The following is a 12,030-nucleotide window of genomic DNA, read 5'->3' as shown; positions in this document are numbered from 1 at the left end:
TGGCTGATCCGCAAGGATGGCTGCATGCATTGCGCCGATCCGGGCTGCCTCAAGGCCTGCCCCGCGCCCGGCGCCATCGTGCAGTACACCAATGGCATCGTGGACTTCATCCACGAGAACTGCATCGGTTGCGGGTATTGTGTGAAGGGATGCCCCTTCAACATCCCCCGCATCTCGAAGGCGGATCACCGCGCCTATAAGTGCACCCTGTGTTCCGACCGCGTGGCGGTGGGGCAGGGGCCGGCCTGCGCCAAGGCCTGCCCGACCCATGCCATCGTCTTCGGCACCAAGGAGGACATGATCCGGCATGCCGAGGGCCGCATCGCGGATCTGAAGTCCCGCGGCTACACCAATGCGGGCCTGTACGACCCGCCGGGAGTGGGCGGCACGCATGTGATGTATGTGCTGCACCACAACGACAAGCCGCATATTTATGCCGGCCTGCCGGATGAGCCCCGGATCTCGCCGCTGGTGCAGACCTGGAAGGGTGTGACCAAGTATGTCGGCCTCGCCGCCATGGGCTTCCTGGCGGCCGGCAGCCTGATCCACGGCGTCTTCGCCAAGCCGAACCGCGTCTCGCATGAGGATGAGGAGAACGCGGAGAAGCTCGTAGAGGGCAAGCCGGTGCCGCCGCCCAAGCCTGCCACGCAGGAGCCTGCCTGATGGTGGAGCGTATCCAACCCGGGGATGCCATTCACCCGGGCAAGCCTGTCACGGTGAATCGCTATGGGCCGGCGGCCCGGGCGAATCACTGGATCACGGCGCTCAGCCTGATCCTGCTGGGGATCTCGGGCCTCGCGCTGTTCACGCCCTCGCTCTACTTCCTCACCGGGCTGTTCGGCGGCGGGCAGAACACGCGGGCCTTCCATCCCTGGATCGGCGTCGTCCTCTTCGTCAGCTTCTTCGTCTTCTTCTTCCAGCTCTGGAAGGCGAACCTGCCGGCGCGGGTGGACTGGGTGTGGCTGTCGAAGATCCGCGACGTGGTCGGCGGGCGCGAGGAGAACCTGCCGGAGCTCGGGAAGTACAATGCCGGCCAGAAGTTCATCTTCTGGAGCATGAGCTTCCTGATCCTCCTGCTGATCGCCAGCGGTATCGTCATCTGGGATCAGTATTTCGGCCAGTATTTCTCGGTTCCGGCCAAGCGGGTTGCGGTGCTGACCCACTCCATTTCGGCGGTGCTGATCATCTGCATCTTCATTCTGCACGTCTATGCGGCCATCTGGACGCGGGGCACGCTGCGGGCGATGACGCGGGGCACGGTGACCGGCGGATGGGCCTGGCGCCATCATCGCAAATGGCTGCGTGAACTGGCAGGGCAGCGGAAGATCGGTCCCGCCGAATAGCGGTTTCTGAAGGGGCGTGGCCGGTTCGGCCCGCTGAGGTGACATGTCCGGATTTCAACAGCTCCAGCCCGATCCTTCCGCGATCGGGCGTCTCGCCAAGGCCCCCTTCGCCCTGCTGCCCGACCCGCCGCGCCTGTTTGCGCGGCGGGCCGAGCGCTTCGAAGGCCTCGCTGAAAGCAGCGCCTTGGCGCCTTACCTGCGCTTCCTCGCCCGGCTGGCGCGGGTGCAGGCGGAACTGGCCGAAGATCTACCGGTGCCGGAGCCCGTCGCTCCAGAGCAGGTGTCGCGCGCGCGCGACAACCAGATGCCGCCGCTGGATCGGAATGTCATGGCCGCCTCTCCGGGGTTCCAGGAGACGGTGGACCGCTTCCTTGACGCCATTGGAACCGTGGAGAAGCCACCCCAGGCCGCGGAGGCGCTGCAAGGGCTGCGCGAGGTCTCGCGCGACATGCGGGATGCGATGCTCCGCAACGTCATGGCCGACTCCATTCCGTTCGAGAGCCTGTCGCAACACCTCTATCTTTCCGCCGCCACGCAGATCCATGCGGCGAAGCTGGCCGCGACGCTGGAGTCTGGCCGGCTGGTTCCGATCGGAACCGGGCTCTGCCCGGTCTGCGGCGGCCCACCCGTCTCCTCCGTGGTGGTCGGCCATCAGGGTGCCGAGGGGGCGCGCTATGCCGTCTGCTCCTTCTGCGGCACGGGCTGGAACGAAGTCCGCATCAAGTGCCTGTCCTGCGGCTCCACCAAGGGGGTGGGCTACAAGGAGGCTGCCGGCGAGGGCGAGGCAGCGACGGTGAAGGCGGAAACCTGCGATTCCTGCCGTAGCTGGGTGAAGATCCTTTACCAGAACAAAAACCCATCGCTTGAGGCGGTCGCGGATGATGTCGCGAGCCTCGGGCTCGACCTGCTGATGCAGGACACGGAATATCGGCGCGCCGGCTTCGACCCATTCCTGATCGGTTACTGACCGATGGAAGACAAGCTGGTTCTCCGGACGCTTCCATCGGTGGACCGCGTCCTGGGTCTGGCGGCCTGCGTTCCAGTGATCGAGCGCTTCGGCCGCATTCAGGTGACGGCGGCGGTGCGGGAAGTTCTGGCCGAACTGCGCGCCGCCGCCCTGCAAGGCCGCCCTGTACCAGCGGGGGATGAGATCGCCGCGCTCGCCACGGACCGGCTGGAAGCACGGGACCGCTATAACCTCCGGCCCCTTTTTAATCTCACCGGCACGGTACTGCACACCAATCTCGGCCGGGCCCTCCTGGCCGAGGCCGCCATCGAGGCGGCTACTCGGGCCATGCGTGATGCCGTGGCGCTGGAATTCGATCTGGACACGGGCAAGCGCGGCGAGCGGGACGACCATCTGCGCGGCCTGCTGTGCGAGTTGACCGGGGCGGAGGACGCCACCCTCGTCAATAACAATGCGGCGGCCGTGCTGATCGCGCTGAACACGCTCGGCGCCGGGCGGGGCGCCATCGTATCGCGCGGGGAGCTGATCGAGATCGGCGGTGCCTTCCGCATGCCCGACATCATGGCGCGCGCCGGTGTCCGGCTGGTCGAGGTCGGCACCACCAACCGGACCCATGCGAAGGATTACCGGGCAGCGATCGACGCCGAGACGGGCCTCATCCTGAAGGTCCACACCTCCAACTACCGTATCGAGGGTTTCACGGCTGAGGTGGGCGGCGCGGAACTGGCGGCGATCGCCCATGAGGCAGGCCTGCCGATGCTGAACGATCTTGGCTCCGGCACGCTGGTGGATCTGTCGCGCTACGGGCTGAAGAAGGAGCCGACCGTGCGCGAGGCGGTGGCCGAAGGCGCGGATATCATCACCTTCTCCGGCGACAAGCTGCTGGGCGGGCCGCAGGCCGGGTTCATCGTCGGACGGCGTGACCTGATCGCGGCCATCAACCGCAATCCGATGAAGCGGGCCTTGCGGGTCGATAAGATCCGCATTGCCGCCCTGGCCGCGACGCTGAAGCTGTACCGCGATCCCGATCGGCTCACCGAGCGCCTGCCCACCCTGCATCTCCTGGCGCGCAAGGCGCCGGAGATCGAGGCGCAGGCCCGGCGTGCGGCGCCGCATCTGGAGCAGCTTCTGCCGCCGGACTTCGCCGTGGAGGTCTGTGTCTGCCAGAGCCAGATCGGCTCCGGCGCCCTGCCACTGGACACCATCCCGAGCGCCGGGCTCCGGATCACCGCGTCCAGCGGTCGCAGCCTGGAGCGGCTGGTGGCCGCCATGCGGGACCTGCCGCGCCCGGTGATCGGGCGTCTCCGCGACGGCGCCTTGGTGCTCGACCTGCGCTGCCTGACCGACGAGGCGGGCTTTCTCGCCAGCCTTTCGGAACTGTCCCTGTCCGATGGCCTGGCTTGACCGCCTGCGGCGCCGCGCCGCGCCCCCGCCCGATCCGATGGAGCAGGCCGTCAGTGCCTTCCGCGCCGGTGACTACGCCCTGGCGCTGTCGCTCTGGGAACCCTTGGCCCGCTCGGGCGAGCCGCGCGCCCAAGCCAATATCGGGGCCTGTTTCGCTGAGGGGCTGGGGGTTCCCAAAAACGCGCCCCTGGCCCTGCGCTGGCTGACCCCGGCGGCGGAGGCCGGATACGCACCCGCCCAGCGCAACCTGGCGGCGCTTCTGTTCAAGGGAGGCGAGGGTGTGGAGCCGGACTTCGCCGGTGCGGCCCAATGGTATCGCCGCGCGGCGGAGGGTGGCGATGCGCTTGCTCAGGACATGCTGAGCTGGATGCTGCTGGAGGGTGAGGTGATGCCGTCGGACCCGCAGGAGGCCCGGCGCTGGGCCCTGGCGGCGGCAGAGGCCGGCGTAGCGTCCTCGATGACGCGGATGGGTATGCTCTACCACCACGCCATGGGTGTGGAGCGCGATGTGGCCGAAGCCGCGCGCTGGTGGGGCATGGCGGCTCTGCGCGGGGATGCTGATGGTCAGGCCATGCTGGGCGCCGCATATCATCTTGGCGCTGGCGTGCGGGCCGATGGCGTTGCGGCACTGGCTTGGCTTCTCCGCGCCGAAACGGGCGGCAGCGCACTCGCGCGTCCCTTCATTCCGGCCGTGCGGGCCAGTCTGAGCGCGGAGGCCATTGCCAAGGCCGAACGCCAGGCTGCGGAACCGCTTCCGGAGCCGCTCGCATGATCATCGGGACAGCCGGTCATATCGACCACGGCAAGACGGCGCTCGTGCGCGCCCTTACCGGCGTCGAGACCGACCGCCTGAAGGAGGAGAAGGCGCGCGGCATCACCATCGATCTCGGTTTCGCCTATGCGGGCGAGGGCGAGCGCGTAATGGGCTTCGTCGATGTTCCCGGGCATGAGCGCTTCGTTCACACCATGCTGGCGGGCGCGGGAGGCATCGATTTCGCGCTGCTCGTCGTGGCCGCGGATGACGGGGTTATGCCCCAGACCCGCGAGCACCTGGCCATCCTGGATCTGCTGGGCATCCGTCGGGGCGTGGTGGCGCTCAGCAAGGCCGATCTGGCCGATGCGGCGCGCCGGGCGGAGGTGACGGAGGAAGTCCGGGAGATCCTGGCACCGACAGCGTTGCGGGATGCGCCGATCCTGCCTATGTCGGTGCGGACCGGAGAGGGGCTGGACGCGCTGAGGACGGTGCTGGCCCGGGCTGAGGAGGAGACAGCGGCCCCGCGGGGGGGGGCCCGCTTCCGGCTTTCGGTGGACCGATGCTTTGTGCTGGCCGGCGCCGGAACAGTGGTGACGGGCACCGTGCTCTCGGGCGCTGTGTCCGTCGGTGATCAGGTCATGGTCAGCCCGTCCGGGCTGGCGGCCCGTGTGCGTTCCATTCACGCACAGAACCGGCCCGCGACGCGCGGGCTGGCCGGGCAACGCTGCGCCCTTAACCTCGCGGGGGAGGGGATTAGCAAGGAGGCGATCAGCCGGGGCGACATGGTGCTCGACCCCGCCCTGCACGCCCCGGCGGACCGGATCGATGCCAGCTTCCATGCCCTGGCAACCGAGCCGAAGCCGATCGGCCAGTGGTTCTCCGCCCGGCTGCACCATGCGAGCGCCGAGGTCGGTATTCGTCTCGTGCCGCTGAGCGGCCCGGCCGAGCCCGGCGGCCACGCGATGGTGCAGCTCGTACTGGATCGTTCTATCGCCGCGGCGGCGGGGGATCGCTTCATCCTGCGCGACGTCTCGGCCCAGCGGACGATTGGTGGCGGAATTTTCCTGGATCTGCGCGCCCCCGCCCGGAAGCGCCGGACCCCGGAGCGCCTCGCCCAGCTTGCGGCGCTTTCGGCGCCGGGCGTGGCGGAAGCGTTCACCCGCCTACTGGACCTGCCGCCTTTCCTGATCGAGCTGCGTGGCTTCACGCGGGATCACGCGCTGGACGAGGCGGAAGGCGAGGCGCTGGCCGCAAGGGCCGGTGCGGTCGTGCTGGATGCCGATGGGCGGCGCTATGCCCTGTCACAGGACCGGTGGGATGCCTTCCGGCAAAGCTTGTCGGAGGAACTCGGCCGCTTCCATGAGGAGAACCCCGACCTCCAGGGGATGGGGCGGGAGCGCCTGCGGATGCTGCTGACCCCGCGGCTGCCGGCTCCAGCCTTCGTGGCGGCCCTGGACCGCCTGGCCCGGGCCGGGGCGGTGGTTCTCGAAGGAGCTTTCCTCCGCCTGCCCGGGCATGAGGTGCGGCTCAACCCGGAGGATGAGGCGCTGTATGAGCGCATCGCCCCGCTGCTCGGCGGCGAGGCGCGGTTCCGTCCGCCGCGCGTGCGCGACCTCGTGCCCCTGGCCGGGGCGACGGAGCCGGAGATCCGCCGTGTGCTGAAGCTCTGCGCGCGGCTGGGGCGGGTGGACCAGATTGCCCATGACCACTTCTTCCTCCGCGCCACGACCTCCGAGATGGTGGAGATCGCCCGCGACGTCGCCTCCCACGCGCCGGACGGCATGATCATCGCCGCGGCCTTCCGCGATCGTATGGATAATGGGCGAAAGGTGGCGATCCAGATCCTGGATTTCTTCGACCGGCTGGGCGTCACCTTGCGCCGGGGGGACCTGCGCCGCATAAATCCGTACCGGATGGACCTGTTCCGGTCATCCGCCGATGCGCCTGACGGGCACGGAGGAGAAGCGTCCCCGGTGGGGCGTCCGGACTTCAAATCCGGGTGGGGCAGCGAGACTGTCCCGGGTGGGTTCGACTCCCATTCTCTTCCGCCATCCCGGACCTCCGCATGACCGCACCCGCCGAAACCGATTTCGACGACTGGATCCTGGCCACCTATGGCGAGGCCGGGTCCTTCACCATGCTTTTTGTACTCGTCCGGATCACGGAGACGACGGTTGAGCCGCTTCGCTCCGCCTATCTCCATGTGGTCGGTAACGAGACGCGCTGGCCCGACATGGTCCGGCTTTTCGAGAGCGCCGGGGTGAACTGGTCCGGCGCCGTGTTCTTCCGCGCCGGGCGTGAGGGGCTTGTCCGGGACGAGGAAGCCAAGGCGCGGCTCGGCTCCCTCATGCGGAAGCTCTACGAGGACCGCTCCCTGATCCGGGAAGGCGAGTTCTTCAACGCGGATGGCCTCCGGCTCCGGATCGAGGAGATGAAGCCGCACTGAGGCGGCGGCCCGCCTAGCAGGTCGAGGCTGGCGGGGCGGGGCTGGCGATAGGGTCGAGCCCGCGTGCGGTGGGCGAATGCCAGGTCTGGGAAGCGCTGGTCGCTCCGCTCGGATTGGTGCCGATATGGGACCCGCCCGTGCCGCCGCTCCAGCCCGTGGACCCCGCATTGCCGGGGGCGGTGCCATCGCCGCTGTTGCGCGCCGGCGGGGTCGCGGCCTCCGCCCGGCTCGCCTGCTGGCAGCCAGTGCCGGTGGTCAGGCTCTGCGATGAGGGCGGCCGGTCCTGGGCGAAGGCGGGCAGGGCGAGGGCAAGGCCTGCCAGGCAGGCGATCAACTCCGGTCGGAAACGCATCTCACCACCCTCCGCATCTGGCATGGGCAGGGCTGCCGCCCTGCCGTTTCGCCTAACAGCGCTGGCGCGCGGGGAAGGTTTTCAGTCCTCTCCGGGTTCGGTTCTACGCCACGGCCACGCGGGGCTCGCCCGCGGTGGCGGCGCCGATCACACGCGCCAAGGGATAGCCGGCGGCCCTGATCCCCTCCGCAATCCCGGCCGCGGCCTCCGGAGCGCAGGCGATCAGGAGCCCGCCCGAGGTCTGGGGATCGGTGAGGAGCTTGCGGCGCCAGTCCGGCAGGCTCGCGGGCAGGGTAATGCTCGCGCCATAGCTGGCCCAGTTGCGCTCGGAAGCCCCGGTGATGAAGCCTTGCTCGGCCAGGGGGGCGGCGTGGCGCAGCAGCGGCACCTCGTCGAGCCGGATGGACAGGGTCAGGCCGGAGCCCCGTGCCATCTCCAGCGCATGGCCCAGAAGGCCGAAGCCGGTCACATCGGTGATGCCATGCACGGCCGGGTTCCCCGCCAGTTCTCCGCCCACGCGGTTCAGCAGGGTGGTGGAGGCGATCATCTCCTCATAGGCGCCTTCCGGCAGCGCCTCCTTCTTGATCGCGGCCGAGTAGATGCCGACGCCGATGCCCTTGGTGAGGATCAGCGCGTCGCCCGGCTGCGCGCCGGCGTTGCGGCGCACCTGGTCAGGCCGGCAGAGACCGATAACCGCCAGGCCATAGATTGGCTCCGGCGCATCGATCGAATGGCCGCCCGCCACGGGGATGCCTGCCTCCGCGCAGACCGAGGCGCCGCCCTGGAGGATCTGCCGGACGGTCTCGGGCTCCAGCTTGCCGATGGGCATGCCGAGGATGGCCAGGGCCATGATGGGCTTTCCGCCCATGGCATAGACATCCGAGATCGCATTGGCGGCGGCGATCCGCCCGAAATCCCGGGGATCGTCCACCATCGGCATGAAGAAATCCGTCGTCGCGATAACGGCCAGATTCTCATCCACCTGCCAGACGGCTGCGTCATCGGCGGTTTCAGTTCCGACGAGAAGCTGCCTGAACGGCGCGGCCATGGGTTGATCGGCCAAGAGGCTTTGGAGGACGGAGGGGGCCAGCTTGCAGCCGCAGCCGCCCCCATGAGCCAGTTCGGTCAGCCGGATTGCCTGGGTGTGCATGGCGTCTTTGTGCTTCGGTTCGTCAGGGGGCCGAGATTAGCACGGAAAGAGTGAACCGCCCGATGGCTCTTCCCCACCCGGTGCGGCATCGTCCGCGGCATGGAACAGGCTCCCCCGCCAGCCCCGCTGCTTCCGCCGCGCCTTCAACTCCTGTCCCGCGCGCTGGTCTGTCTGGGTCTGGTGCTTCTCGGCGGGTGGATCCTGCGCGGCTTCCTTCCGGCCCTGGGTTGGGCGGTGATCCTGGCCATCGCGGTCTGGCCGCTCCTCCGCCGCGCCCAGCAGGGCCGGGTGGCGCTGTCGCGCATGCTGATGCCGGCCCTGGTTACGCTCGGGCTGGCCGTGCTGTTCCTCCTGCCGCTAGGCCTCGCCGCGCTGCAACTTGGCGTCGAGGCGGGCGAGGTGCTGCGATGGCTGCGCGAGACCGAGGCACAGGGCGCGCCAGTGCCGGGCTGGGTCTCATCACTTCCCCTGGTCGGCTCCTGGGCGGCTGGCTGGTGGAGGGAGAGCCTGGCTGCGCCGCAGGCCGGGGTCGGCTTCCTGCACCGGATGAGCCAGGGTGAACTGATCGGCCTTGGGCGTGAGTTCGGCGGTGCGCTGATGCATCGCGTCGTGGTGTTCGGCTTCACCCTGCTGGCGCTGTTCTTCCTGTTGCGAGATGGGGAGGTTCTGCTGGCGCAGGCGCGGAGGGTGGCCGACCGGCTCTTCGGCCCCGGGGCGGAGCGGCTGGCCCTGCAGGCCATAGCTTCGGTGCGCGGAACCGTCAGCGGGCTTGTGCTGGTTGGGCTGGGTGAGGGGGTGCTGCTCGGCCTCGCCTATGCGGTGGCGCATGTGCCGCATCCCGTGCTCCTGGGCGCGCTGACGGCGGTGGCCGCCATGATTCCCTTTGCTGCGCCGCTCGTCTTCGGCCTGGCTGCCCTGCTGCTGCTCGGGTCGGGCAGCACCGTGGCAGCGATCGGGGTTTTCGCCTTTGGGATGGTGGTGCTCTTCCTCGCGGATCATGTGATCCGCCCGGCGCTGATTGGTGGTGCGACCCGACTGCCTTTCCTCTGGGTGCTGATGGGCATCCTGGGTGGAGTCGAGGGTTTCGGGCTGATCGGCCTGTTTATCGGCCCGGCCGTGATGGCCGTGCTGGTGCTGCTGTGGCGTGATGCGGCTGGAGACGCAGCAGCGGTGGAGGAAGGCTCGGGGCGCTGAGCGGTGATGGTTCCGCGCCGCGCTGTCCGCCGGCACCGGCTGGTTACGCCGGGCCGAAGCGGCCGGGGCGGTTGTCATCTGCGATGAGCCGATCAGCCTCTCACTTCCTCAGAAGATGCATGAGGGCTCTTCGGCCTGCCCGGTGCATGCCGGGCAGGCAAACATGTCCTGGGATGATGAAGGGCTGCGCCCCGCCCGGCATGTTCCGACGGGCACGGAGCCGGCTGCGTTCGAGCTTCAGCCCGCCGGGTAAACGAAAAAGCCGGGGGAGCAGCTTCCCCCGGCTTTTTGCACTCAGGTCCCCACGCGCAGTGGCGCGTTGATCTTCCGCAGGGCGGCAAGGACACTCTGGGCCGTGATGCGGCCGGTCTTCGGGTTCTCGCTCGGGATGTTCTCGATCACCATCTGCATGAGTGCGGAGTCCGACACCACCGTCACCTCGTGACGATTGCGGGTCATGGCCGGGTCGGCCCAGATCTCCTGCTGCGTGCGGTCCGGCCCGATACCGGCCAGCGACAGGGCCGCCGCAACATTCAGATTGGCCGGAAAGCCCTTCGCTGCCTCGCGCGCTGTGCCGGCGAAAACCTGCTTCGCCTCGGTAAGACCGGTGATGTCGATCCCCTTCTCAACGAGATAGGGCGCGCCCATCAGACCCTTGGGCGGCTTGCGCGTCACGATCCGCACGGACTCGATCTGGCCCTCCGCCGCGGCAGTCACGGCGTCCAGCCCGATCAGCGCGCCAGTCGGCACGATAATCTGCCCGCGATGCCGCTCCGCCAGGGCCGTCAGGTCAGGGCGGGAGAGCAGGACGCCCACGCTCAGCACCATGACCTTCTTGCCGGCCTCTAGGACCGAGGCAACCAGCGCGCCCACGGCGGGGGCGGGAAGGCACTCGACAACCAGGTCGGCGGCCCCGGCAAGCTCCTCCAGGGGCAGGATCTTCGCAGGCGAGCCCAGGCTGTCCAGGATGTCCTGACCCTTCGCCTGGTCGCGCACGGAAACGGCCGTTAGCTCCACGCCGGGGATGGCACCTTGCGTCAGCTTCGCGGCGAGCGCCCGGCCGATCGCGCCCAGGCCAGCGACAGCGACCCTCAGGGGCGGCTGCCCGGGCGCGCCGGCCGCCTTCGGCGGGGCGTCAAGAGTAGGGGCAAAATCCATGTGAAGCGTGACTCCCAAATCAGGCTTGTGCAGAACGCCGCATCTGGCGGCGGGTCGGTCCTCTGCGGGGCGTGTCGGCTGACGGCCGGCGCCGGGAAGCCGCCATTCGGACCCGCAGCGTGGTCCGAAGGTGAAGATCAGGTGGCCGGCGCGCCCGTACAAACCATTTTTCCTGCCCATAGATGAGGCGCGCTCATGCAGCCAGCCCCCGGGCCGGGGTAGCGTGGCATCGGGGGGCGGCATGCCTATACTGCGTGCTTCACGCCCAACCCTTGTCCTTGGGGTGCGCCCATGTCGCGTCTTCTGCCCAATTTGAATGCGCTCCGCGCCTTCGAAGCGGCAGCGCGCCATCTCAGCTTCAGCAAGGCGGCCGATGAGCTCTGCGTCACCCAGGGGGCGATCAGCCGGCACATCAAGACGCTCGAGGCCGAGCTGAAGGTCCTGCTGTTCCGGCGTATGACCCGTGCGGTGCAGCTCACCCCGGAGGGGCAGGACTACCTTCAGGCCGCGCGCGACGCCTTCGACCGGATCGAGCAGGCGGGGGCACGGCTGACCAGCAATCGCACGCGCGACGTGCTGACCGTCAGCGCCCTGCCAACCTTCGCAATGCGTTGGCTGGTGCCGCGCCTGCCCCGCTTCACCGCGGCCCATCCGCAGACCGAGGTGCACATGGTCACTTCTATCGCACCCGTCAGCTTCGGGCGCGATGCCATCGACCTGGCGATCCGCGTCGGGCGGCCGCCGGAGCTCGGCACCACCACCGACCGCCCCCGTATCGACTTGCAGATGGTGGAAGACTGGAGTTCGGTCCATGCCGACCTGCTGATGCCCGACGTGCTGGTTCCCGTCTGCAGCCCGCGCCTGATTCGCGAAGGGGATATCCTCTCGGAACCTGCTGACCTCCTGCGCTATCCGCTGCTGCACATGGCCACCCGCCAGCGTGCCTGGCCGGACTGGCTGCGTAGCTTTGGGCTGACCTCGCCGCCGACGCGGGACGCGTCCGCCTACGGCCACTTCTTCGCCGTTGTGCAGGCAGCACTCGACGGGGAGGGAATCGCCCTGGTTCCGCGCGCCCTCGCCGAGCGGGAGATCGCCAATGGCGAGCTGATCGTCCCGACTGATCATTCTGTCGAGAGTGAGGGCTCCTACTATGTGCTGTGCCGGAGGCAGCAGCGCGAGACCCGGCCGATCCAGCAATTCCGCCTGTGGCTTCTGGCCGAGGGGCGGCAGACCTCGCCGAATCCGAAGGAGGCCTGAGGCGG

Annotated in this window: 11 protein-coding genes, 1 tRNA gene and 1 pseudogene; 10 read left to right on the top strand and 3 right to left on the bottom strand. The window is 68.8% G+C overall.

The window, feature by feature from the left end; all coding sequences use genetic code 11:
• From fdxH to ACO1BU_RS26775, 8 genes and pseudogenes are all read left to right on the top strand, one after another.
• On the top strand, positions 1 to 663 hold a 663-nt coding region (gene fdxH, locus ACO1BU_RS26810), incomplete at its 5' end, for a formate dehydrogenase subunit beta (protein ID WP_424139036.1).
• Positions 663 to 1,343 (top strand): formate dehydrogenase subunit gamma, encoded by a 681-nt coding sequence (locus ACO1BU_RS26805; protein ID WP_424139035.1) that lies wholly within the window; start codon positions 663 to 665, stop codon positions 1,341 to 1,343. The genes fdxH and ACO1BU_RS26805, both read left to right, overlap by 1 nt.
• Positions 1,344 to 1,386: 43 nt before the next feature.
• Positions 1,387 to 2,310 carry a formate dehydrogenase accessory protein FdhE gene (gene fdhE / locus ACO1BU_RS26800; RefSeq protein ID WP_424139034.1) on the top strand — a complete coding sequence of 308 codons (924 nt, stop codon included), beginning with the start codon at positions 1,387 to 1,389 and terminating at the stop codon, positions 2,308 to 2,310.
• Positions 2,311 to 2,313: 3 nt separating this feature from the next.
• Positions 2,314 to 3,714 carry an L-seryl-tRNA(Sec) selenium transferase gene (gene selA / locus ACO1BU_RS26795; RefSeq protein WP_424139033.1) on the top strand — a complete coding sequence of 467 codons (1,401 nt, stop codon included), beginning with the start codon at positions 2,314 to 2,316 and terminating at the stop codon, positions 3,712 to 3,714.
• Positions 3,701 to 4,486 (top strand): tetratricopeptide repeat protein, encoded by a 786-nt coding sequence (locus tag ACO1BU_RS26790; RefSeq protein ID WP_424139032.1) that lies wholly within the window; start codon positions 3,701 to 3,703, stop codon positions 4,484 to 4,486. Before selA ends, ACO1BU_RS26790 begins: the two co-directional genes overlap by 14 nt.
• A pseudogene (gene selB, locus ACO1BU_RS26785) lies at positions 4,483 to 6,354 on the top strand (selenocysteine-specific translation elongation factor); the annotation flags it as partial. The gene ACO1BU_RS26790 and the pseudogene selB, both read left to right, overlap by 4 nt.
• A 69-nt stretch (positions 6,355 to 6,423) precedes the next feature.
• Positions 6,424 to 6,519 (top strand) — tRNA-Sec (locus ACO1BU_RS26780).
• Positions 6,520 to 6,533: 14 nt separating this feature from the next.
• Positions 6,534 to 6,914 carry a hypothetical protein gene (locus tag ACO1BU_RS26775; RefSeq protein WP_424139031.1) on the top strand — a complete coding sequence of 127 codons (381 nt, stop codon included), beginning with the start codon at positions 6,534 to 6,536 and terminating at the stop codon, positions 6,912 to 6,914.
• 13 nt (positions 6,915 to 6,927) lie between these two features.
• On the opposite strand, the gene ACO1BU_RS26770 is transcribed toward ACO1BU_RS26775, so the two are convergent.
• The gene (locus tag ACO1BU_RS26770) at positions 6,928 to 7,266 is read right to left on the bottom strand and encodes a hypothetical protein (protein WP_424139030.1); all 339 of its coding nucleotides are present in this window, start codon (positions 7,264 to 7,266) and stop codon (positions 6,928 to 6,930) included.
• Positions 7,267 to 7,369: 103 nt separating this feature from the next.
• The gene (gene selD, locus ACO1BU_RS26765; protein ID WP_424139029.1) at positions 7,370 to 8,416 is read right to left on the bottom strand and encodes a selenide, water dikinase SelD; all 1,047 of its coding nucleotides are present in this window, start codon (positions 8,414 to 8,416) and stop codon (positions 7,370 to 7,372) included.
• 99 nt (positions 8,417 to 8,515) lie between these two features.
• On the opposite strand from selD, the gene ACO1BU_RS26760 reads away from it, so the two are divergent.
• On the top strand, positions 8,516 to 9,610 hold the full coding sequence (locus tag ACO1BU_RS26760; protein ID WP_424139028.1) for an AI-2E family transporter: 1,095 nt from the start codon (positions 8,516 to 8,518) through the stop codon (positions 9,608 to 9,610).
• Between the two features lie 294 nt (positions 9,611 to 9,904).
• Here the strand turns inward: ACO1BU_RS26760 and ACO1BU_RS26755 are convergent, their stop codons facing one another.
• A complete protein-coding gene (locus ACO1BU_RS26755; RefSeq protein ID WP_424139027.1) occupies positions 9,905 to 10,768 on the bottom strand; it encodes an aspartate dehydrogenase in 864 nt (287 codons plus the stop codon).
• A gap of 291 nt (positions 10,769 to 11,059) precedes the next feature.
• Here ACO1BU_RS26755 and gcvA point away from each other — a divergent pair, with 291 nt between their 5' ends.
• Complete coding sequence (gene gcvA, locus ACO1BU_RS26750; protein WP_424139026.1) at positions 11,060 to 12,025, top strand: transcriptional regulator GcvA; 966 nt, start codon at positions 11,060 to 11,062, stop codon at positions 12,023 to 12,025.
• Positions 12,026 to 12,030 lie beyond the last annotated feature (5 nt).

Source organism: Roseomonas chloroacetimidivorans, assembly GCF_049629625.1.
In the GTDB taxonomy this organism is placed as follows: domain Bacteria; phylum Pseudomonadota; class Alphaproteobacteria; order Acetobacterales; family Acetobacteraceae; genus Roseomonas; species Roseomonas chloroacetimidivorans.
This window is presented reverse-complemented; position numbering and strand designations above follow the sequence as displayed.

What these genes read in the sequence shown, in the direction of transcription:
- ACO1BU_RS26770 (WP_424139030.1), bottom strand. Translation starts at nt 7,266, where the DNA reads ATGCGTTTCCGACCGGAGTTGATCGCCTGCCTGGCAGGCCTTGCCCTC.
- ACO1BU_RS26805 (WP_424139035.1), top strand. Translation starts at nt 663, where the DNA reads ATGGTGGAGCGTATCCAACCCGGGGATGCCATTCACCCGGGCAAGCCT.
- ACO1BU_RS26760 (WP_424139028.1), top strand. Translation starts at nt 8,516, where the DNA reads ATGGAACAGGCTCCCCCGCCAGCCCCGCTGCTTCCGCCGCGCCTTCAA.
- ACO1BU_RS26755 (WP_424139027.1), bottom strand. Translation starts at nt 10,768, where the DNA reads ATGGATTTTGCCCCTACTCTTGACGCCCCGCCGAAGGCGGCCGGCGCG.
- fdhE (WP_424139034.1), top strand. Translation starts at nt 1,387, where the DNA reads ATGTCCGGATTTCAACAGCTCCAGCCCGATCCTTCCGCGATCGGGCGT.
- selA (WP_424139033.1), top strand. Translation starts at nt 2,314, where the DNA reads ATGGAAGACAAGCTGGTTCTCCGGACGCTTCCATCGGTGGACCGCGTC.
- ACO1BU_RS26775 (WP_424139031.1), top strand. Translation starts at nt 6,534, where the DNA reads ATGACCGCACCCGCCGAAACCGATTTCGACGACTGGATCCTGGCCACC.
- ACO1BU_RS26790 (WP_424139032.1), top strand. Translation starts at nt 3,701, where the DNA reads ATGGCCTGGCTTGACCGCCTGCGGCGCCGCGCCGCGCCCCCGCCCGAT.
- selD (WP_424139029.1), bottom strand. Translation starts at nt 8,416, where the DNA reads ATGCACACCCAGGCAATCCGGCTGACCGAACTGGCTCATGGGGGCGGC.
- gcvA (WP_424139026.1), top strand. Translation starts at nt 11,060, where the DNA reads ATGTCGCGTCTTCTGCCCAATTTGAATGCGCTCCGCGCCTTCGAAGCG.